Below are 20,644 nucleotides of genomic sequence, written 5' to 3'. Positions count from 1 at the left end.
GACTATGAGGATGCCGCGATTCGAACAGCAATATGAGGAATGGTTACAGAGCAATCTGAAGAATGAGAGCAACCACAGGCGAAAGGAGTTACTCGGCAAAGGATTAGGCCACGGGACAATAGAATTCCTGCGAACGGTATGGTTTCCGGCAATCGGGAATTTGGATCATCTGTTTCCGGAGTGGGAAGTACGTGATTTCAATAACGGTTACCGCTATCTGGATTTGGCTTATATGCCTGGAGGGGTGAAGGGCGGGATTGAGATTCAAGGGTATGGACCCCATGCTAGAGATCTGGATGTCAGGAGATTCAAGGATTTATGCCGCCGGCATTGCCTGCTTGCCCTGGATGGCTGGACCTTTCTCCCCATTGCTTATCCTTCTATTGTAGAGGAACCAAAACAGTGCCAGCAGCTGGTGCTCTCTTTTATAGGCAAATTCATCGCGACCGATGTTTCGTCAACCTTAACTTGGCTGGAGGCGGAGACTCTGCGGTTCGCGAGGCGTCTGCTTAGGGCATTCACACCTTTGGAACTTGCGCACCATCTCAATGTTACAGATAGACACGCCAGACGAATTCTGCATGAATTGGTTCAACTGCAATTACTGGATGTTGCAGGCGGCGGACAGCTGCGAAATCGTACATATCAACTGAGGGTGAACTAGGAAAGCGTTAGGTAGGTAGAACGATGGGACTGGGGTTGGGGGTTGGGGGGCGGTGTGGAGGGGCAGTGGGTCGGTGGATCAATGGGTCGATTGTTGACTAATCAGTGACTTCGGATTGGACTGGACTAAAATTTCACAGTCATCGTAGTGTTGGAGGAGTCGAATGAATCGCTACGGACCGAGGAGACCTTATTATCAGCAAAAACGCCATTTCGTCTCTCTTACGGACTCAGATGCAGTTATTTGCATATATTCGTGCGAAATATTGCCCGATGGAAAGGAATAAGCGCGCTACGGTCCGTTAGCTTTGCTAAATGTGCTGATTTGAGAAAATAAGGTCTGTGGGGTCCGTAAGGAATTCAGGGAGGGGTATCTGTTAGTCTGAAGTTGGATTTCGGGGTTAGCGAGCAGCCGAGCGTAATTGGTAGATGGTGTTGGCTAACCCTCTACCTCCCCGAAACAGCAAAAAAAACGGCATCGCTGCCGTTTCTACATAAATGGACTCTCAGGGGCTCGAACCCTGGACAAATAGATTAAGAGTCTACTGCTCTACCAACTGAGCTAAGAGTCCGTATGATGTTATTGGTGGAGCCAAGGGGGATCGAACCCCTGACCTCATCGCTGCCAGCGATGCGCTCTCCCAGCTGAGCTATGGCCCCATAATGCATACTTTAGAACTACATTATGTATTCTAAAATCAGTTGTGAGCCGTAAGCTCACTCGCTTCGTGAACATTAAGTTCCGTAGGCGACTTCTATATAATATAAAAAATCGCCCTCGGTGTCAACACTTTTATAAAAAAGTTTTAGGAGAAGCTCTATAGACCCTCCAGCTCTCCTGTGTTCTTAGACAGCAGTCCCTTCAATTCCTTCATGAACATGTTGATGTCCTTAAACTGGCGGTATACAGACGCGAAGCGGACGTATGCAACTTCATCCACAGGATAGAGCTGCTCCATCACCAGCTCGCCAATTTGGCGGCTCTCTATTTCCGCTAAGGCGATGCCGCGCAGCGACTTCTCAACCTCGGAGACAATGGATTCCAGGCGCTCTACTGACACAGGACGCTTCTCACAGGCGCGGATCAGGCCGCGCAGGATTTTGTCACGGCTGAATTCTTCGCGGCTGCCGTCCTTTTTGATTACGATCAGCGGGGTCTCTTCAATCATCTCGAAGGTAGTAAAACGCTTGCTGCAGCGCTCGCATTCACGCCTGCGCCGGATGGATTTATTCTCGTTGGCCGGACGCGAGTCAAGCACTTTGGTATTCGTGTGATCGCAGTAAGGGCATTTCATAAGCTCAGGTCACTTCCTTTTCCACTAATATAGGAGGCCGTAGCGGCCACATTCAGGTTTTGAAGCTGTAATTCTTATTTCCATAAAACACCGTTTTATTGTTGTTATGAATCTGGCGAGAGCAGCACATAATACAGTTACCAACCGATAGGAGGTGAACAGCAATGAGCCAAAGCAGCAGCTCCAACAACCTTGTAGTCCCAAATTCACGCGGTGCCTTGGAACAACTTAAATTTGAAGTTGCCCAGGAATTAGGTATCACTCTTTCCCCAGACGGATACCAAGGCAATAAAACTTCTTACGAAAACGGTTCGATCGGTGGTTACATCACTAAACGTCTTGTAACTCTGGCTGAACAGTCCCTGGCAGGTCAATTCAAATAACCTGTCCCCAATAAGCTTGCCTAAGAAGTATTAAACGGCTAATCGCCGTTTAATACTTCTTTTTTTAGAACTCGCTGTAAATCTCCGTGTACTGATTATAATAATAAATTACGCGCTGAACGTAGTGCCGGGTCTCGCCGAACGGAATATCCTTCACAGAACCCTCGGTGCCGTCCCAGTCACCATCATCCAGCCAGCGCTGCACTTTACCGGGTCCCGCATTGTATGCAGCGATTACTGCTGTGCGGTTGCCTTCAAACTGGCGGGAGAGCGAGGATAAGTACCAGGTTCCCAGCTCAATATTTGCCGAGGGCTCCTCCTTCAGCTCGTCCAGCGACACATCGGGAAGCTTGGCCTTCTCAAGCGCCCATTTAGCCGTGTCCGGCATGAGCTGCATGAGGCCCAGTGCGCCTTTTCTGGATTCCCGGCCTGTCTTAAAATTGGTCTCCACACGAATAATGGCTGCCACCAGAAACGGGTCCATCTCATACGTGATACTGTGCTTACGGATTTCATTCTTATAATGTATGGGATAAAACAAAGACATCCAGTTGGTGCTCAGGAACAGAATTGCGGTAAAGCCTAAGAATAACATGAGCAGTACTCTTTTTTTACGAAGCCAGCTCATGATAACCCCAGCCTGTCCCATAGCGCTGCTACCTGTTGTTCAGTATGGGTAAGCTCGCCGCTGTTGTCGATAACGTAATCCGCTCTTCTGCGCTTCTCTTCGATATCCATCTGGGCATCCAGCCTGCCTGTGGCTTGCTCAAGAGATAATCCGTTACGCTCCATTAGGCGGACTAGCTGCACCTCCCGGGGTACATACACAACGGTTATCTTCTTGAACAGATTGTCCAGCGCTGATTCGTAGAGCAACGGTATGTCCACGACAATCAGTGACAGCGGATTTTCTTCTTCCAGCTCATACATTGTTTCTTTGATCTCCTGACGAATTGCAGGATGTGTCAGGTTATTCAGCACCTGCAGAGCAGCCTGGTCATGAAAGACGATTTCTCCCAGCGCAGCCCGGTTCAGTGTGCCGTCCGGCAATAATATGGTTTGGCCAAAATGCTCCACAGCAGCAGCCAGCACGGGATGCCCCGGGAGCATGACTCCTCTTGCGATTACATCAGCATCGACGAGCCGTGCTCCTTTAGCTACAAATAATGCGGAGACGGTGCTTTTTCCGGAAGCAATGCCTCCGGTTAAGCCCATAATCATGTACTCACCTCATAACAGCTTCATTATTCCCATAGCAATTAATAATAACGCCGGCAGAGCAGCTGCATGCTTCATCCAGAAGCTCCCCGACAGCTTTAGACCGGTTTTCATTCCCAGCAGTAAAAAGGTTCCGCTGAACAGGGCGATCATCAGGGAAGTCGGGACCGGACCAAACCCTAGCAACGCAGCACCAAGCCCCGCACCAAAAGCGTCCAGTGACAACGCAATACCGAGGATCACCGCCTCCATCGAGGAAATACTTCCTGAGTCATCCATGTCGGCGGAAGAAGGCGTCCGGAGAATCTGTATCACTACTCCCAAATGCCGCAGCTCCAATGAAAAAACTGCTGATTTATGGGGCCAGTCTTCGGCGGGATTCACGGACTCTTCTTTTAAAGAAACAGGTTGTGTCTCCAATTCCTGCGGATTGTGCTCCCGTTCCTTTTGCATCAGCATCTGAATCAGAGACCAGCATCCCATTAAGACGAGAATAACCGCTCCAATCATGGAGGCGGCATCCGGTGAGACAACCTTTGCTAACAGTACACCTACCTGCATAGAGACACAAATAACTATCCCCGAACAAAGCGAGATAATCAGAATGGAGAGCAGCGGTATCTTCATTTTACGCAATCCATATGTAATGCCTACACCAAAACCGTCCAAACTTAGCGCAAAGGCCAGCAGTAAAAGTGAAAACAATGGGCTGATCACCCGCAATCCCTCCCGTGAAGAAACGGAAGTCCGGCGGATACATCCGCCCCTTTCCGTTACCTTGATTCAGCATTCTTCACACAGTATATGGGCGGGACGGGCAGTCGGTGCCTGACTTATTGCGGCAGCATGGACAGGTATGGTGTATTGTGCCAGTGGATTAGGATCATTTCAGGATTAATTCTTCTTTACAAATACAGATAAAGGCTGGCAGTTAGGACAGATATGCGTGCCCCGGCCGCCTACTACGCTTTTCTCGATCAGGGTACCGCATGTGCTGCATGGCTGGTCCTTGCGGCCATAGATGAGATGCTGCTGCTGGTAGCTGCCGCTCTCTCCCTGGCCGTTGACATACGATTTCACGGAAGAGCCTCCGGCATTAACAGCATCCGTCAGCGTAGCTACAATTGCGCTGTGCAGCCTGCCGAGCTGCTCGTCCGATAGCGACTTCGCTGTCTCCTCCGGATGAATTCCCGCGCGGTGCAAGGACTCATCTACATAAATATTACCGATGCCGACCACATATTCCTGATTTAAGAGCAGCGGCTTGATTTTGGTGCTCCGGCCTGCGACGATTTCCTTGAACCGATCCAGGGTAAATGAAGCATCCAAGGGCTCTTGCCCCAGCTTGTTCAGCGGTTTGAGCAGCAAATCCTCGCCCGGCTGAAATAAATGCATCGTACCGAATTGGCGTACATCCGTGTATCGGAGCTCAGTACCATCGGTAAAATGGAAAATGACATGCGTATGCTTGTCCAGCGGATCAACCTGCTGATAGAGCCCGTAGCGTCCTTCCATCCGTAAATGGGAGACCATTACCAGTCCATCCAGTACAAACCGCAAAAACTTGCCTCTGCGCTCAACCGTAACAATGCTATGGCCCGCCAGCATATTGGCGAAAGCCTGAGTGTCGTCCGGACGCTGAATAATCCGCGGCAGCCGGACGGTGACGTGCTGTATCTGCTTGCCTGTAATTAATTCGTTAAGGGTTCTTCTGACTGTTTCGACTTCCGGTAATTCCGGCATTATGGCTCACCTCTATCCCATTATACCGGATAACACCAGACTCCGGGGAGCCTATTTCGCTTCATACCAGTTACTTCCATAACTTACCTCCGCCTTCAGCGGAACAGACAGCGCCAGCGCCCCGGCCATAACCTCAGGCACCAGCTCCTTCATCAGCTCCAGCTCATCCGGCGGTACCTCAAACACAAGCTCATCGTGCACCTGAAGCAGCATGCGGCTCTTCAACCCGCGTTCGTATAATGCTTTGTCCATATGAACCATAGCGAGCTTGATGATGTCCGCAGCTGTTCCCTGAATCGGCGTATTCATAGCCGTACGTTCGGCAAAAGAGCGCAGATTAAAGTTCTTGGCATTAATCTCAGGCAGATAGCGGCGGCGTTCCAGCAGTGTGGTGACATAACCTTGCTTGCGGGCATCCAGCACGATGTCATCCATATACTTGCGCACGCCTTTGAACACTTCAAAATATTGCTCAATAAACTGGGCCGCCTCTTTACGCGGAATATTAAGGTTCTGAGACAGGCCGTAATCGCTGATACCGTAGACGATTCCGAAGTTAACCGCCTTGGCGGAACGGCGCATATTGCTGTCTACCTGATCGGCAGTGACCCCGAATACATCCATTGCTGTCTTGGTGTGAATGTCCATATCCTCCAAGAAAGCTTCCTTCATCCGCTCGTCACCGGAGATATGCGCCAGCACCCGAAGCTCAATCTGCGAGTAATCCGCCGCCAGGATCGACCAGCCGGGTTCAGACGGCACGAAGACCTTGCGGATCTTGCGGCCCTCCTCCAGCCGGATCGGGATATTCTGAAGATTCGGAAACTGGCTGCTTAAACGCCCTGTTGCGGCAATTGTCTGCCGGTAGAAGGTATGAACCTTGCCGGTCTCCTCCGAAATTTCCTTAAGCAATCCTTCTACATAAGTGGACTGCAGCTTGGCAATCGTACGGTACTGCAGGATCAGACGCACTACATCATGATAAGGAGCCAGCTTCTCCAGCACCTCTGCATCTGTGGAATAGCCCGTCTTCGTCTTCTTAACGACAGGCAGTCCCAGCTTCACAAACAGGATTTCGCCAAGCTGCTTCGGTGAGTTCAGGTTGAACTCGGTTCCGCAAATCTCGTAAATTTCCGTTACAAGTGTGGAGATCTGTGCTTCGAATTCTTTGCCCAGCTCTTTGAGATCCTCTTTATTGACCGCAATCCCCTGCTTCTCCATATCGGCCAGAATGCGAGACAACGGCATTTCCAGATCCACGAACAGGCCGGTCATTGCTGTCTCTGTCAGCTCCTGCTGCTGCTTCTGCACAATGCCAAGCACAGTAGCACTCTTGCGTGCTACATGATTGCCCAGAATCTCAAGCTCAGGAATTTTATATTTGGCGCCTTTACCAAATACCTCTTCATCCGGCGACAGACGCGGCAGTCCATATTTGGCGGTGAGATCATTCAGATTCTGATTCGCTTCTGTCGGGTCCAGCAAATAAGCCGCAAGCTGCACATCATTGGCCGCTCCGGCAAAAGCGATCCCCTGCCAATGCAGGGCGAGATCCGCCCGGTGCAGGTCATATCCGCTCTTCGGCGCACTGCTGTCTCCAAGCCAGTCCCGCAGCGGAGCAGCAGCCGGGCTCTTCAGCAGGTCAAGCGGCACGAAGTAATGCTGCTCCGGCGAAGACAGGCCGATGCCAATGACTTCAGAACGGTGCGGATTCTCACCGTTTGTCTCCACATGCAGTGCCGAAATATCCAGGAGGGCAGCAATTAGCCCTTCCAGTTCGGGCTCGCCGACAATCGTGATATCCAGGACAGCAGTCTCAGCCGCACCCGATGCTTCCGCTCCGGTCCCTTCTCCGTTTGCCGCAGGTGCATAAGCGCTTAGCGACAAGCGCTCCAGCAGGGATTTGAACTCCAGCTTAGCCAGCGCAGGTCCGGCTGTCTCTGTCTTAATTCCGCTGAAGGCCATATCCTCCCAGGCATGCTCAAGCGGAACCTCGCGGTAAATCGTCGCGAGCTTCTTGCTCATGACGGCGCTGTCGGCATGCTCCTCCAGCTTCTCTTTCATCTTTCCTTTCAGTTCGCCTGTTCCGGCGAGTACACCTTCAACAGAACCGAACTGGTGCAGCAGCTTCAGTGCCGTTTTCTCACCTACGCCGGGAACACCTGGAATATTATCGCTCGTATCACCCATCAGGCCCTTGAGGTCGATAATCTGCTCAGGGGTCAGATTATATTTCTCACGGATCTGCTGCGGTCCGTACAGCTCCACTTCGGTAACACCTTTGCGTACCAGGGCTACGGTAGTATGCTCTGAAGCCAGCTGCAGCATATCCTTGTCCCCGGACACAATGATCACTTCCCGCCCGGCTGCATCCGCTTCCCGGGATATACTGCCGATAATGTCATCGGCCTCGTATCCGTTGATTTCAAACTGCGGCACACCGAGATCGCGCAGCAGGTCCTTCAGCATCGGGAACTGCTCAGACAGCTCGGGCGGAGTCTTTTGGCGGCCGCCTTTATAATCCTCATAACCTTCATGACGGAAGGTAATCTTCCCCGCATCAAAGGCCACAATCAAATGGCTTGGTTTATAATCGTCAATTAAGCGCAATAGCATTGTCGTAAATCCGTATACCGCATTCGTCTGCTGTCCTGCTGTATTCGTCAGCGGCGGCATTGCAAAAAACGCGCGGTAAATGATGTTATTTCCATCTATAAGTATCAACTTGTCCACTATAGCACCTCGCCTTTATCTTGCTTACTTCTTACATCTTACCATATGCTCTGTACAAAAAAGAACCAAAGTGCACGAATTGAGTCTCCGGGACAGAATCTTGCATTTAATGCAGGATTGCCATTCTTCCGCGGCTTAAAACCGTTATTGCCGGTAATTCCAAATAAAAAACAGCATGCCTCCATGGGGGGCGTGCTGTTTTAGAAATACGTCAGGGAGGTTCACTCCAGCTGTCTGAACGGGCTTACCTCAGGTTATTGGTTCAAATCCGGGCGCTTGCCCGTCACCAGATACACGACACTCTCGCCAATATTGGTGGCGTGGTCAGCAATCCGCTCAATGTAACGGCCAACCAGTGTCAGCAGCATGGCCTGATTGAGTGATTCCGGCTTCTCTACCATATAAGCATACAGCTCATTAATCATTGCACTGTATAGCCCGTCAACCTGATCGTCGTCCTGGGCCATTTTGTAGGCGAGGTCGGTATTCTCATCCAGGTAGGACTGAATGGCTTCGGTAATCATTACCGAGACAATTTCAGCCATGCGCGGAATATCGACCAGCGGTTTGATCAGCTGCTGTCCCTGAATACGCAGGGTAACCTTCGCCACATCCAGAGCCAGATCGCCCATACGCTCCAGATCGCTGGAGATTTTGAAAGCAACAATAATACGGCGCAGGTCTTTGGCTACGGGCTGCTGGGTAATAATAAGCCGTGAACCGATATCCATAATTTTGTCTTCCATCGCATTCAGCCTCAAGTCTGCCTTAACGATGTCTTGTGCGCGTTCGATATCCTGGGTCTGCAGCGCCACCACTGCACCTTCAAGTGCATCGATGACATGCTCACCCATTTGCTGCAGCAGGGTGCGCAGCTCTTCCAGATCTTTGTCAAATTCTTTTCTGCGAATCATAAGTAAACCGATCCTCCTCAAAAACGTATGGTCAGCCTGTCATTTCCTGGAACGGGTCCTCCAGCGCTTAGCCGAAGCGTCCGGATATATAATCTTCAGTGCGGGAGTCCTTCGGATTGGAGAACAGCATCTCCGTATCCGCCGCCTCAACGATGACACCATTCAGGAAAAACACGGTACGTCCCGACACACGGGCCGCCTGATGCATGTTGTGCGTGACCATTACAATCGTGTACTTGCTCCGCAATTCCTGTACAAGCTCCTCGATCTTAAGTGTAGAGACCGGGTCCAGGGCAGAGGTTGCCTCATCCATCAATAGAATATCCGGCTGCACCGCGAGCGCTCTGGCAATACAGAGCCGCTGCTGCTGTCCGCCGGATAAGCTGAGCGCAGACTTCTTCAGGAAATCCTTAACTTCCTCCCAGAGGGCGGATTGGCGCAAGCTCTGCTCCACAAGCTCGTCGAGTTCCGCTTTGGAGCGGACACCGTGCAGACGCGGGCCATAAGCCACATTGTCATAAATCGACTTCGGAAAAGGATTCGGCTGCTGGAATACCATGCCGACCTGCTTGCGCAGACTTTCCACTTCCACTTCGTCGCTATAAATATTTTTGCCGCCGATGTTAACTGTTCCTTCAATACGTGTTCCGGGAATCATGTCATTCATTCGGTTTAGGGTACGCAGCAGGGTGGACTTACCGCAGCCGGAAGGCCCGATAAACGCGGTCACCTGTTTCTCCGGGATTTGCAGCTCCACATTCTTCAGTGCGTGAAATGACTCATAGTAGAGATCTAGCTTCTCTATGTCAATGATGGATTTCATTTGTTTTGGCGTCTCCTTCTCATCATCTTCGTTCCCAATGATAAGCTTCCAGTGTAAATAGAGTTGAAGAGAATTGTTAACGCAGTGTAAAATCGGCAATGCCAGAAATTAAGCCTCTAACAGAAGTGTAAGTATAGTGTATAGTTACATTTCTATTTTTATGTATAGTCAAAAAAAGAACACCGTCATATCACATGACCGGTGCTCTTTTTTTGTTCACGACCAGCTTGTAGCCCACCCCGCGGATCGAGTCGATGTGGACGGATTCCGGATCAAGCTCCAGCTTCTTGCGCAGCGAGCTGACATGAACGTCTACAGTACGCTGCCCCCCGATATAATCAAAGCCCCAAACCGCATTCATCAGATCGTCGCGCGTTAGCACTACACCCGGCTTGCGTGCCAGGTATAGCAGCACCTCAAATTCTTTGGGGCGCAGATTGATGCTCTGTCCCCCAAGCGAGACCTCATACCGCTCCGGATAAATCTCCAGCTGTCCCAGAATGATCGTCGATGCGGATGCCGCCGCTTCCGGCTGGCTCTCCTCTACAACTCCCGAGATCCGCCGGAGAACAGCGCTCACTCTCGCAAGCAGTTCGGACACGCCAAAAGGTTTCGTTATGTAATCGTCGGCGCCTGATTTCAGTCCCCGGACTACATCCTCTTCGGCGTTTTTGGCAGTCAGCACGATTACAGGTGTACGGATGCCCTGCCCGCGAAGCTTATCAAGGATATCTATCCCGTTCATACCGGGCAACATCAGATCCAGTACAATCAGATCAAAAGGTTCTCTAGTCGCACGGTCGTATCCTGCCGTTCCATGATCCTCGACCGTCACCTCATAGCCTTCCTGTGTCAAGTTATAGGACAGCAGCCGGGCCAGTGTCGGTTCGTCTTCAATGACAAGCAATCGTTGTGCCATAGTTTCCCCCGTATTCATATGTTTTTAAATTTACAAAACTGCAGCAAGCCCATCATATCACCGGAATGTTAACTTGGTGTAAAATAACAGCAATTTTCGTAGATTAACCTGATACTTTTAATATATCTCTTGATAGACCGGCTGGCAAATGCAATCCATGCCTTTACAGGCCGCGCACCAACCAGTCTGCTACTCTCCGTGCTCCTGCAGCAGCGGCAGCTCCAGAATAAACGAGCTTCCAATTCCGAGATCACTCTCAACGGTAATCGTGCCCCGGTGCAGCTCCACCAGATGTTTTACAATGGACAGCCCGAGTCCCGTACCGCCGGAGCTTCGGGATCTGGCCTTATCTACCCGGTAGAACCGCTCAAAGATGCGCGGAAGGTCTTTGCGGGGAATTCCCATTCCCGTATCACTGACTGTAAAGACGACAGTTTCTGTCCCATCCGTCTTCTGTCTGTTTACTGCCGTTACTTTGACACTGCCTCCGTCATGAGTGTAATTAATGGCATTGGAGAGCAGATTCATGAAGATCTGGCGCAGCTTATCCTCATCCCCTTCGATGAAGAGCTCGTTCGGTACATTTGTGCTGAGACTAATCTTTTTCTTCTCTGCCACCTTACTGAGCGTTCCCAGCACGGAATCAAAGAATTCGATTAAATGCACCGGCGAGCATTCCAGCTGCACACGCTTGGATTCGATTTTGGACAGCTCCAGTATGTCCCCGATCAGGCGGTTCAGCCGCTCATTCTCATCATAGATAATCTGCAAAAATGAACGGGCAGTCTTCTCATCGGTCACCCCTCCGCCAAGCAGCGTTTCAGCAAACCCTTTTACTGCAGCCACCGGTGTCTTGAGTTCATGGGACACATTGGCGACGAACTCGCTGCGCATCTTCTCCAGCCGGCGGATTTCCGTTACCTCCTGCAGCAGGAACAGCATGCCCCGGTAGGTGCCGTCCTGTACCATCGGCACACCGTCCAGCCGGACGATCCGCTCAGCAGGGGTATAAATGCTCCGCTCTTCATGAATCGGCTCATTGCGCTCTACACCTTCTTCAATCAGCCGGGCCAGCTCATAATGATGCTTCAGCTCTTTGTAGGAATGCCCGGCCATCTCGCTGTTCTTCACATCAAGCATCCGTTCCGAGGCCTTGTTGAGTAGGGCAAATTCCCCTTCAGCATTGATCATGACAATGCCGCCGGTCATATTATCCAATACGCTTTGCAGCAAATCTTCATTATCACGGATCGTCTTTAGCTGTGCCTGCAGGCTGTCCGCCATCGCATTGATCGCTTTGGCCAGCTGTCCGACTTCATCCCTGCGCTGAATCGGAACCCTGGCATCATAGTCCAAATCGGTAATGCGCCGGGCGACTCTAGTAATCTGCTCCAGCGGCGAAGTCATGCTGGATGCCACTTTATAGCTCACAAAGGTAGCCGCCACAAAAAGCAGCACCAGTCCGCCGGCCATAATCATCCATGCCCGGTTCAGCCCCTCTGTGACCGCATCAAGCCCCATCGAAAGGCGGATATATCCGTCAAAGCCGTCCTCTGAGCGTACCGCTCCGGCCACATAGAGCATTTCCCGGTCCAGCGTATCACTATAACGGATGGCACGGCCAATGCCTTCTTTCGCCGCAATCACTTCTTCTTCCCGTGTAGAGTGATTGTCCATTTCCAGCGGATTTTTCTCCGAATCGCCGATGACCTTCCCCTCTCTGGTAATGAAGGTAATCCGGGAATTTGTAAGCTGGGAGATGAGCTTGGCGTGCTCTGTGTAGTAACTGACCGCATCAGCGTTGTTCATGTCGGTAAACTGGAAAGTGCCGGATAATAATTTTATTTCCCGGGACATGTTTTCCTCCAGGGCAGTGATATGCGAGTCCTTGAACAGCTTGGCCATTGTAATGCCTGCACCGATCATAGAGATCCCGATCAGAGCCATCATGATTAGGGTGAGGCGGATGCGAAACGGTTTCATATAAAGTAGTCCTCTTTCTTATCGTTGTGTCCTTGAGAACATCCTAACTCCATTTCTGCGAAAATACCAGTTCCCGTGACAATTATCAACGCAGTGTAAAATCTGCCCCGGACAGTGCCGAAGCCCTGCAGAAATCCCGCTAATAGAACAAGACGCAACAAAATGATAAACTATGAGATAAGACCTCTCCATTCTTTTACAGCGGTTTTCATAAAGACTAATTTTCTTGCGAGGGATAACGATGAAAGTAACCATTTCAGATGTAGCCAGAGCGGCAAATGTGGCCAAGTCCACCGTCTCCAAGGTGTTGAACGATTCTCCCAAAATATCAGCTGAAACCAAGCTAAGAGTCCGGGAAATCATGAAACAGATGAATTATATCCCGAGCAGCATTGCTACCGGATTAGCCAGACAAAGCAGCCATACGGTCGGACTGCTGATCGACATGTCCAAAGAGAGCGAATTTTTGAATCAGTTCTTTTACAATATTATCGGCGGAATCGAGAGCGTGATCGGCCCCATGGGCTATGAATTGACTCTCTGCAATATCCAGCACCATGCTGCAGAGGACCATTTTCTTAACCGACTAGTGCTGAACCAGCGTGTGGACGGCATTATTGCTAATAATTCTGTGCTGACAGAAGAATTATCGAAGGAGCTGGACCGGCTCGGCTTCCCTTATGTCTCAATCGGTGAAATGGAGCCGGCCGCCAGCTGGGTCGATTTCGACAATGAAGCCGGAGGACGAATGCTGACCAGCCATTTGCTGCGCCAGGGTTACAGTAAACCCGCATTTATCGGCGGAGAGCGGAATGAGCGGATTTTCAGCCGCCGGTTAAGCGGCTACCTTCAGGCCTTGCAGCAGGCAGGCTGCATCGTCCGCCAGGACTCGATTGTAAACGGGCCGGCAGATGAACACGAAGGATACCGCTTGGCACTGAAGCTGTTACAGCACGGGGACCGTCCCGACTCTGTGGTGTGTATGACGAATTATACGGCGTTTGGTGTCCTGAAGGCGGCCCGGGAGCTGGGGATCGATGTTCCGGGACAACTGGGTGTCGCAGCTTTTGATGAATATCCTTTATCCCGCTATACGACTCCCCCGCTGACTTCACTGAATATCGACACCTTCAAGCTTGGAGTAACGTCCGGCCAGTGGCTGATGGATCATATCCAAGGCAGCTGTATGGCATCACGGCAGCTACTTCTGGAACCTGAGCTGATTCCACGAGAGTCTACAGCCGGGCTGCAGTGATAGTAATCCTAATTCTTTTCTCATTGTACACTCTTCAGTTTGCAAAATAAGGAGCGGCTCCCTATTGGGGCCGCTCCTTATTTTGGTTGTATCTGCGAGGATATGAATATGCTGCAGATGTTACTGATCTTTCCAGCGCTGTACCGTCAATGATACGGTCTGGGCCCCTCCGGCAGGTGTCAGCGTCCGGTTCGCAATGTCTGCGCCGCTTGTACTTGTCTCTACGGTAGCCCAGCTTCCGCGGGTCAACTTATACTGCACCGCTGTTCCCGCCGGCAGACTGAGCGTGATGGAATAGACACCATCGCTGCCTTTGGTCAGCTGATAAGCAGGATCCGCCGCATTCCAGCTGTTGAAGCTGCCGGTCAGATATACCGGCCCGGTTGACGGGGTGGAGCTTGGGACGGTGACCCTGAAGGTTACGCTGTCCGGCTGAGGCACTCCGGCGGACAGGTTGCCGTTCACCAGACTCCATGTGCCCGCGGAAAAATGATAATTGCTGCCGCTGTTGTTGTCCCAGGTGCCGCTGCCGTTATTGAAGGCTGCAGTCAGACCTGCAGCTGTGCCCAGCTGAATTGTGGCGGTCTTGTAGCCTGAATAGGAGGAAGCCTGCAGCTGTAATCCTGGGGATGTAGTCCATACCCCTGATCCATCCAGACTATAGTGCATATAGGAATTCGTATACGCTGTATTCTTATAATAAATGGTCACTGAATTGCCATCTGGAGTAGCGGTTGGTGTTGGCGTAGGTGTTACTGTCGGCGTAGGTGTCGGTGTTACTGTTGGTGTTGGCGTTGGTGTAGCAGTTGGTGTTACTGTTGGCGTAGGTGTCGGTGTTACTGTTGGCGTTGGCGTTACAGGTGCGCCTGCCTGAATATTCCCGGTCGGTGTATACGTCCAGGTACCGGTACCGAACAGATAATTGTTGCCGCCATTGCTGTCCCAGGTTCCGCTGCCATTGTTGAAGCAAGCTTCAAGCTGCGTGGCGGAGCCGATGTTAATCGTGATTTTGTTGTAGCCTGACACTTCGGATGCCGGAATGGCTACGCCCGGTGCTGTCGTCCAGGTTCCCCCGGCAGGACGATAATGGATATATGGCGTAGTATAGCCCTGCTTGTAATAGATAGTCACACTATTACCGGCTGGCGTAGTAACTAGCGCCGCTGCGCTGAATGCCGACAGGTTGCCTGCGGCATCAAAGGCTTTTACCGTATAGCTGTAATTCGTTTGCGCGGAGAGGCCGTTATCGGTGTAAGAGGTAGTTGTCGTGGTCCCCACCTTTACCCCGTTCCGGTAAATTTCATACCCGGTTACTCCAACGTTGTCAGTGGACGCTGTCCAGCTGACCAGCACACTGGAGGCATTTTGCACGGTTGCTGTAACGTTTCCTGGAGCAGATGGAGCCACAGTATCCGTTATCGGCTGTGTTTTGGAATAGATTTTGGCTGAGTTCGCGCCTACAGCTACCGTAATCTGTTTCCCCGTTGCCCCTCCCGATTGTACTGTAACTGTATCAGATGTATTTAATTGATTAATCAGAACGGTTCCGACAGTTAATGTGCTTTCGGCGCGCAGCGGAATCGTAACCGTCTGTGTGCCGCTGGCTGCATTACTGAACACAGAAATGACTTCCTGGCCAACATTGGTTCCGCTGTCGATCCGGCGCGAGAAGGCATACAGGTTCTGGGCAGACCACATTTCACGCTGGGTGCCGGTGCGCAGTGCCGGATTATTTTTGCGGATTTCATTCAACTTGGCAATATGCTTGTAGGTGCTTGTGTTCTCATTGAAATAATTCTCCAGAACATTGCCGTTCGCATCCCGCTTCACCATCGACCAGCGGTTCCAGGTATCAGCGATGCCTCCAGTCATAATCTGGCCGTTGCCGTTGCCTTTATTCTGTTCGGTACCCTGGAAGACAACCGGTGTTCCGCGCACAGTGAAAATAAAAGAGAGGGCGTTCTGCATTTTCTCAACACTGCCGCCGGCTTCCGTCAGGAAACGGTTACGGTCATGATTATCAATAAAGGTAACCATATGGTTCGCATTTCCGTTGTAATATGAATCCTTAGCCAGAGTGCTCTTAATATTGGAGTCAAAAGACTGCCCGTAAGCGAAGCTGTTCAGGACGGAAAAGAACATAGGGAAATCAAGCATGCCCCACTCTTTGTTTGTGCCCACCCAGCGAGAGACGAATTCAGCATTGCCGTCAAAATTCTCGCCAAAGGTATTCACGCCGAGGAGATTCTGCAGCTCGCCGATATCGGTCGGCTTGATCAGCTTGGCTGCATCTACACGCGCACCGTCTGCTCCCGTATAGTCAAACCAGGCTTTAATGGAGCTGAATACAGCCTGCTTGGCGGCAGGAACGTCGAAATCGATGTCATCCAGTCCGCCGAGATCGTGATTTTCCAGATAGTCCTGGGCCCACTGGTCATATCTTCCGTCTACCAGCGACCAGTTAATATCACCATTGTGATGATACCAGGCGGGGTTGTTAAAAGGAGCTGCCGGCTGCAGACCCGCAATATCATAATTAGCCTGCGTTCCCAGCATATAGTCCCCGATATGATTCGGCACAACATCAATAATCACCTTAATGCCGAGTGCGTGTGCGGAATCCACCAGCTCTTTCAGCTTCTCCTTGGTCCCGAAGTAAGGATTGGCGGCATTGGGATCCTTGACGTTGTATCCGTGATAGGCTGTGTTTTTACCTGTGCCGTTGTTGTCGCGGTTCGTCATCTGCGGCTCTGCCACAGGGGAGATCCAAATTGCGGTATACCCCATGTTAGCAATATACGGGAGCTTGTTGATAACCCCCTGCCAGTCTCCGCCCTTCATATAGCGGAAATCATCCTCGGAGGTCTCTCCGTAACGGATCGCGGCGCCGGTGGCATTATTGGAGGTATCCCCATCATTGAAACGGTCGACCATAATCTGATAAATCGTGTCGTTCTCAGTGACTGTGCCGATGCTGGCTGCCTCTGCATGTGAAGGTGCCAGCACGAATAAATTCGTCATTACGGACAGAACAATAGATGTGATTAGTACCGGAATTAGCCATCGGTTGCGTTTCATTCCTCATCTCCCTCTCATAATAGAGCGCATTAGAAAACCACTGCCTGTGAAATTACATTCATCACTTACAAAACGATGTCGCGGGTAAGGAAACCGGTTTCCCAAGTAAAAATTACCATGATCATGTATGCGCTGTCAAGCATAATAAATGTCAAAAAACCTTCTCTCCGGAATATGAAAGAAGGTTTTTGAGTATTGACTGATTTTGTTCTGTTATTTAAATACCGCTTCACGGAACTGGGCCAGCTTGGCTGCTGAATCCTTCTCAACATCGGCATGGAGGCTGTTGCCTTGCGCATCCATAGTGACGATAGCCGCAAATTCTTCCACCTGCAGATGCCACATCGCCTCCGGAATGCCGAATTCCATGAAGTCAACAGCGTTGACTTTCTTGATGCATTCCGCATAATACTGCGCCGCCCCGCCGATTGCGTTAAGGTATACACCGCCGTGCTCCTGCAGGGCTTGGAGAGTTTTGGGACCCATTCCGCCCTTGCCGATTACGGCGCGGATGCCGAATTTTTTGATAATCTCACCTTGATAAGGCTCTTCGCGGATACTAGTAGTCGGGCCTGCCGCCTTCACATGCCAGCCTTCATCATCCTTCAGCATCACCGGACCGCAGTGGTAGATAACTGCACCGTTCAGATCGACCGGGGCATCATGATCCATCAGGTATTTATGCAGCGCATCCCTTCCGGTGTGCATCTCCCCGGAGAGGATGACCACATCGCCCACCCGCAGGCTGCGGATCTCTTCCTCACTGATCGGCGTAGTCAGGCGGACCTCGCGTGAACCGCCCGCAGCATTGGCAGGCACAGCATCCGGCACTGGTACAGCCGGAGCTGGTTCATCAACGGAGATGCCTGTGCCGCTCTCGTAGAGCCATTCCTTAATATTTCCGGTTGTGGGCTCGACCAGTATCCCCTGGCGGCGGAATGCCCAGCAGTTATAAGCCACCGATACGAAAAAGCTGGCCGGAAGCCGGTTCATCACACCAATCTTGCAGCCCAGCAGTGTCACTTCACCGCCGAAGCCCATCGTACCGATCCCCAGCTTATTGGCATTCTCCATAATATAGTCTTCCAGCTTGCGCAAGTCTTCAACCGGATTAACATCCTCGACCTTGCGGAACAGCTGCTTCTTCGCCAGCTCATAGCCGGTTGTCCGGTCGCCGCCTATGCCTACGCCAATAAAGCCGGCACTGCAGCCCTGACCCTGCGCCTGATACACCGCGTGCAGAATACATTTACGGATGCCTTCAAGATCGCGTCCCGCTTTGCCCAGACCCTCAAGTTCTGCAGGCAGGCTGTACTGGATGTTTTTGTTCTCGCAGCCTCCGCCTTTAAGAATAAGCCGGACGTCCACGTTCTCCTCTTCCCACTGTTCAAAATGAATCACCGGCGTCCCTGCACCAAGGTTATCTCCGCTGTTCTCACCAGTCAGCGAGTCGACGGAGTTAGGCCGCAGCTTACCGTTCTTAGTAGCGCGGATGATCGCGCTGTGAATATCCTTCTTCATCTCAATCTGGTTGACGCCTACAGGAGTATGAATGATAAAAGTCGGCATCCCCGTATCCTGACAGATCGGCGATACCTGAAGCTCGGCCATGCCGATATTCTGCGCAATCGTGGTTAAGGCAAGCCCCGAGCGGGTGGCCCGGTCTTCCAGTGCACGCCCCTTGGCAACGGCTCTGCGCACATCACCCGGCAGGTTTGTAGAGGTCTCTACGATCAGATTATAAATGCTTTCTTCAAAATTCTGCATCTTCATTCCGGCTCCTCTCATCAGTTCCAGGTTGTCTAAAGTCTGATACAATTAGTTATTATCATATCACACTCAGCTCTGCATGAAAGGGGTTACTTAAAAAATGAACTACCATTTTTCGGCCTATCTTTACCGTCTCCAGTATATTCAGCGCTGGAGCCTCATGCGCAGCACCGCACCGGAGAACGTGGCGCAGCATTCGTTCCAGGTCGCCCTGCTGGCGCATATGCTCTGCTCCATCGGCAATGTCCACTTCGGCTGTTCGCTGAACGCCGACCGTGCCGCCACGCTGGCGCTGTTCCACGATGCCAGCGAGGTATTCACCGGCGATATCGCCACGCCGGTTAAACATAACAATCCGCGGCTGCTGTCAAGCTTCCGCGAGATGGAGCGGGTCGCCGCCGAGCGCCTGACGGCGATGATTCCGCCGGAGCTTGGCGCCATCTATACGCCGCTCCTGCAGCCGCAGGACAGCCCCGCCGGCTCCGAGAATGCCGAACTGCTCCGCTATGTGAAGGCAGCGGATGTACTCGACGCCTACCTGAAATGCGTCTGGGAAACCGCGGCAGGCAACCGCGAGTTCGCCGCCGCCAAGGAGCAGACGCTTGCCAAGCTGACGGGTCTCGCGCTGCCAGAGATGGAGTATTTCCTGGTTCATATGGCGCAGGGCTTTGAGATGTCGCTCGATGAGCTGTCCGCGGAGAACTGAAGGGGGCAGTTGGCTTTAGCGGACTCTACACCGGAGCTACTGTAAGGATATCCCAGTCTTTGAACACCGGCTGCAGGTTGTTTGCTATAAGCATATCTATGATCTCCTGTACATTCCGGCTGTCGGAAATTTCGAACTGCGGCGTGCCGCCCGTCTGGGTATGTCCCCCAACCTCGGTAGACACCCCTGCGGACATTTTCGTTATCCCCAGATGAACCAGACGATCTCTTAAGGAAGCAGGCTCACGCGTGGATAAGGTAATGCCGGCGCGGGGCAGGAACAGGCGGTAAGCCAGAATAATCTGCACCAGCGCACGGTCGGTTACGTCGCTATCCGGATTGAACTCACCCAGGTACGGTCGAAACCGCGGGGCAGACAGCCCGATCTCACATTCCGGGTACTTGTCCTGCAGATACCGTGCATGCATCGCGGTGAAGAAGGCCTCCTGCCGCCAATCGTACATCCCGAGCAAAGCTCCGATATTGACAGCCCGGAATCCTGCCTGACAGCCGCGTTCAGGCGCATCAAGGCGGTTCCGGTAGACTCTTTTAGGTCCCTTGATATGCAGCTTGCGGTACGTCTCCTGATGGTATACCTCCTGGTACAAGGTTAGTCCGTCCACTCCGGCCTCCATGAGCTCCCTGTATTCCTCTATGGACAGCGGATTCACTTCAATACTTACGGAAGAGAAATATTCCCGGAGGATCTTCACACAATCCTTCACATAAGCCGTCGGGCTCTCCTTACGTGACTCCCCGGTAAGGACCAGAAGGTGGCGGAAGCCGGAAGCTGCGATCACGCTAGCCTCCTGCCTGAGCTCCTCAGGGCCCAGCTTTTTTCTCGGAAAATCATAAATGGAGCTGAAGCTGCAGTACGTGCAGTGATTGACGCAAAAGTCAGCGAGGTACATCGGTGTGAACAGCTGCATGACATGTCCGAAATGCTTACGGGTCAACTGCTGTGCACGCTGTGCCATCTCCTCCAGGCAGGACGCTGCAGCAGGTGACAGAAGGGCTTGCAAATCGTGTTCATCCAGGCGTTCCTTACGCAGCGCCCGATTCACATCCTCCGCTGTGAACTGCTTCCATAAGGTTTCGTAAGGAAGCTGTTCCAGTCGAAGCACCGTTTCATAAAAGCTCATATTCCTCCCCCATTCCACTT

At 51.8% G+C, this 20,644-nt stretch carries 17 protein-coding genes and 2 tRNA genes; 4 read left to right on the top strand and 15 right to left on the bottom strand.

Annotation, left to right across the window (positions count from 1 at the left end):
* Positions 1-10: 10 nt before the first annotated feature.
* The gene (locus JRJ22_RS09020) at positions 11-664 is read left to right on the top strand and encodes a transcriptional regulator (protein ID WP_206104149.1); all 654 of its coding nucleotides are present in this window, start codon (positions 11-13) and stop codon (positions 662-664) included.
* Positions 665-1,162: 498 nt separating this feature from the next.
* Here JRJ22_RS09020 and JRJ22_RS09015 read toward each other — a convergent pair.
* The 3 genes from JRJ22_RS09015 to nrdR all read right to left on the bottom strand — a co-directional run bounded on the left by JRJ22_RS09015 (position 1,163) and on the right by nrdR (position 1,958).
* Positions 1,163-1,235: transfer RNA gene (locus JRJ22_RS09015), tRNA-Lys, on the bottom strand.
* Between the two features lie 12 nt (positions 1,236-1,247).
* A tRNA-Ala gene (locus JRJ22_RS09010) sits at positions 1,248-1,323 on the bottom strand.
* Between the two features lie 158 nt (positions 1,324-1,481).
* Positions 1,482-1,958, bottom strand: coding sequence for a transcriptional regulator NrdR (nrdR, locus tag JRJ22_RS09005; protein ID WP_054939889.1), 477 nt, complete (start codon positions 1,956-1,958; stop codon positions 1,482-1,484).
* A 164-nt stretch (positions 1,959-2,122) separates the two neighbouring features.
* Here nrdR and JRJ22_RS09000 point away from each other — a divergent pair, with 164 nt between their 5' ends.
* A complete protein-coding gene (locus JRJ22_RS09000; RefSeq protein ID WP_206104148.1) occupies positions 2,123-2,341 on the top strand; it encodes an alpha/beta-type small acid-soluble spore protein in 219 nt (72 codons plus the stop codon).
* 64 nt (positions 2,342-2,405) lie between these two features.
* On the opposite strand, the gene JRJ22_RS08995 is transcribed toward JRJ22_RS09000, so the two are convergent.
* From JRJ22_RS08995 to pnpS, 9 genes are all read right to left on the bottom strand, one after another.
* On the bottom strand, positions 2,406-2,969 hold the full coding sequence (locus tag JRJ22_RS08995) for a lytic transglycosylase domain-containing protein (protein WP_206104147.1): 564 nt from the start codon (positions 2,967-2,969) through the stop codon (positions 2,406-2,408).
* Entirely contained in the window at positions 2,966-3,562 is a 597-nt protein-coding gene (coaE, locus tag JRJ22_RS08990) for a dephospho-CoA kinase (protein WP_206104146.1), read from the bottom strand. Before coaE ends, JRJ22_RS08995 begins: the two co-directional genes overlap by 4 nt.
* Before the next feature lie 9 nt (positions 3,563-3,571).
* Positions 3,572-4,276 carry a manganese efflux pump gene (locus JRJ22_RS08985; protein ID WP_206104145.1) on the bottom strand — a complete coding sequence of 235 codons (705 nt, stop codon included), beginning with the start codon at positions 4,274-4,276 and terminating at the stop codon, positions 3,572-3,574.
* Between the two features lie 177 nt (positions 4,277-4,453).
* On the bottom strand, positions 4,454-5,302 hold the full coding sequence (mutM, locus tag JRJ22_RS08980; RefSeq protein WP_206104144.1) for a DNA-formamidopyrimidine glycosylase: 849 nt from the start codon (positions 5,300-5,302) through the stop codon (positions 4,454-4,456).
* A 51-nt stretch (positions 5,303-5,353) separates the two neighbouring features.
* Positions 5,354-8,035 carry a DNA polymerase I gene (polA, locus tag JRJ22_RS08975; protein ID WP_206104143.1) on the bottom strand — a complete coding sequence of 894 codons (2,682 nt, stop codon included), beginning with the start codon at positions 8,033-8,035 and terminating at the stop codon, positions 5,354-5,356.
* Positions 8,036-8,289: 254 nt separating this feature from the next.
* On the bottom strand, positions 8,290-8,949 hold the full coding sequence (gene phoU, locus JRJ22_RS08970) for a phosphate signaling complex protein PhoU (protein ID WP_206104142.1): 660 nt from the start codon (positions 8,947-8,949) through the stop codon (positions 8,290-8,292).
* A 67-nt stretch (positions 8,950-9,016) separates the two neighbouring features.
* Entirely contained in the window at positions 9,017-9,772 is a 756-nt protein-coding gene (gene pstB, locus JRJ22_RS08965) for a phosphate ABC transporter ATP-binding protein PstB (protein WP_232381083.1), read from the bottom strand.
* 190 nt (positions 9,773-9,962) lie between these two features.
* Positions 9,963-10,691 (bottom strand): response regulator transcription factor, encoded by a 729-nt coding sequence (locus tag JRJ22_RS08960; protein ID WP_206104141.1) that lies wholly within the window; start codon positions 10,689-10,691, stop codon positions 9,963-9,965.
* 189 nt (positions 10,692-10,880) lie between these two features.
* Complete coding sequence (pnpS, locus tag JRJ22_RS08955) at positions 10,881-12,674, bottom strand: two-component system histidine kinase PnpS (protein WP_206104140.1); 1,794 nt, start codon at positions 12,672-12,674, stop codon at positions 10,881-10,883.
* A gap of 241 nt (positions 12,675-12,915) precedes the next feature.
* On the opposite strand from pnpS, the gene JRJ22_RS08950 reads away from it, so the two are divergent.
* The gene (locus JRJ22_RS08950; RefSeq protein ID WP_206104139.1) at positions 12,916-13,929 is read left to right on the top strand and encodes a LacI family DNA-binding transcriptional regulator; all 1,014 of its coding nucleotides are present in this window, start codon (positions 12,916-12,918) and stop codon (positions 13,927-13,929) included.
* 120 nt (positions 13,930-14,049) lie between these two features.
* Here the strand turns inward: JRJ22_RS08950 and JRJ22_RS08945 are convergent, their stop codons facing one another.
* Positions 14,050-17,007, bottom strand: a complete 2,958-nt coding sequence (locus JRJ22_RS08945) for an alpha-amylase family glycosyl hydrolase (protein ID WP_206104138.1) — start codon at positions 17,005-17,007, stop codon at positions 14,050-14,052.
* A 213-nt stretch (positions 17,008-17,220) separates the two neighbouring features.
* A complete protein-coding gene (locus JRJ22_RS08940; RefSeq protein WP_206105056.1) occupies positions 17,221-18,774 on the bottom strand; it encodes a fumarate hydratase in 1,554 nt (517 codons plus the stop codon).
* A 103-nt stretch (positions 18,775-18,877) separates the two neighbouring features.
* Here JRJ22_RS08940 and yfbR point away from each other — a divergent pair, with 103 nt between their 5' ends.
* The gene (gene yfbR, locus JRJ22_RS08935) at positions 18,878-19,483 is read left to right on the top strand and encodes a 5'-deoxynucleotidase (protein WP_206104137.1); all 606 of its coding nucleotides are present in this window, start codon (positions 18,878-18,880) and stop codon (positions 19,481-19,483) included.
* Positions 19,484-19,508: 25 nt separating this feature from the next.
* Here yfbR and thiH read toward each other — a convergent pair whose 3' ends face one another.
* Positions 19,509-20,624 (bottom strand): 2-iminoacetate synthase ThiH, encoded by a 1,116-nt coding sequence (thiH, locus tag JRJ22_RS08930; protein WP_206104136.1) that lies wholly within the window; start codon positions 20,622-20,624, stop codon positions 19,509-19,511.
* Positions 20,625-20,644 lie beyond the last annotated feature (20 nt).

Origin of the sequence: Paenibacillus tianjinensis (assembly GCF_017086365.1) — a bacterium.
GTDB classification, from domain to species: Bacteria; Bacillota; Bacilli; order Paenibacillales; family Paenibacillaceae; genus Paenibacillus_AQ; species Paenibacillus_AQ tianjinensis.
The sequence above is the reverse complement of the archived record's forward strand: the minus strand, read 5'-3'. Positions and strand labels throughout refer to the sequence as shown.

What these genes read in the sequence shown, in the direction of transcription:
- nrdR (WP_054939889.1), bottom strand. Translation starts at nt 1,958, where the DNA reads ATGAAATGCCCTTACTGCGATCACACGAATACCAAAGTGCTTGACTCG.
- JRJ22_RS08945 (WP_206104138.1), bottom strand. Translation starts at nt 17,007, where the DNA reads ATGAAACGCAACCGATGGCTAATTCCGGTACTAATCACATCTATTGTT.
- JRJ22_RS09000 (WP_206104148.1), top strand. Translation starts at nt 2,123, where the DNA reads ATGAGCCAAAGCAGCAGCTCCAACAACCTTGTAGTCCCAAATTCACGC.
- JRJ22_RS08950 (WP_206104139.1), top strand. Translation starts at nt 12,916, where the DNA reads ATGAAAGTAACCATTTCAGATGTAGCCAGAGCGGCAAATGTGGCCAAG.
- JRJ22_RS08960 (WP_206104141.1), bottom strand. Translation starts at nt 10,691, where the DNA reads ATGGCACAACGATTGCTTGTCATTGAAGACGAACCGACACTGGCCCGG.
- thiH (WP_206104136.1), bottom strand. Translation starts at nt 20,624, where the DNA reads ATGAGCTTTTATGAAACGGTGCTTCGACTGGAACAGCTTCCTTACGAA.
- pnpS (WP_206104140.1), bottom strand. Translation starts at nt 12,674, where the DNA reads ATGAAACCGTTTCGCATCCGCCTCACCCTAATCATGATGGCTCTGATC.
- JRJ22_RS09020 (WP_206104149.1), top strand. Translation starts at nt 11, where the DNA reads ATGCCGCGATTCGAACAGCAATATGAGGAATGGTTACAGAGCAATCTG.
- mutM (WP_206104144.1), bottom strand. Translation starts at nt 5,302, where the DNA reads ATGCCGGAATTACCGGAAGTCGAAACAGTCAGAAGAACCCTTAACGAA.
- coaE (WP_206104146.1), bottom strand. Translation starts at nt 3,562, where the DNA reads ATGATTATGGGCTTAACCGGAGGCATTGCTTCCGGAAAAAGCACCGTC.
- pstB (WP_232381083.1), bottom strand. Translation starts at nt 9,772, where the DNA reads ATGAAATCCATCATTGACATAGAGAAGCTAGATCTCTACTATGAGTCA.
- phoU (WP_206104142.1), bottom strand. Translation starts at nt 8,949, where the DNA reads ATGATTCGCAGAAAAGAATTTGACAAAGATCTGGAAGAGCTGCGCACC.
- JRJ22_RS08940 (WP_206105056.1), bottom strand. Translation starts at nt 18,774, where the DNA reads ATGCAGAATTTTGAAGAAAGCATTTATAATCTGATCGTAGAGACCTCT.
- yfbR (WP_206104137.1), top strand. Translation starts at nt 18,878, where the DNA reads ATGAACTACCATTTTTCGGCCTATCTTTACCGTCTCCAGTATATTCAG.
- JRJ22_RS08995 (WP_206104147.1), bottom strand. Translation starts at nt 2,969, where the DNA reads ATGAGCTGGCTTCGTAAAAAAAGAGTACTGCTCATGTTATTCTTAGGC.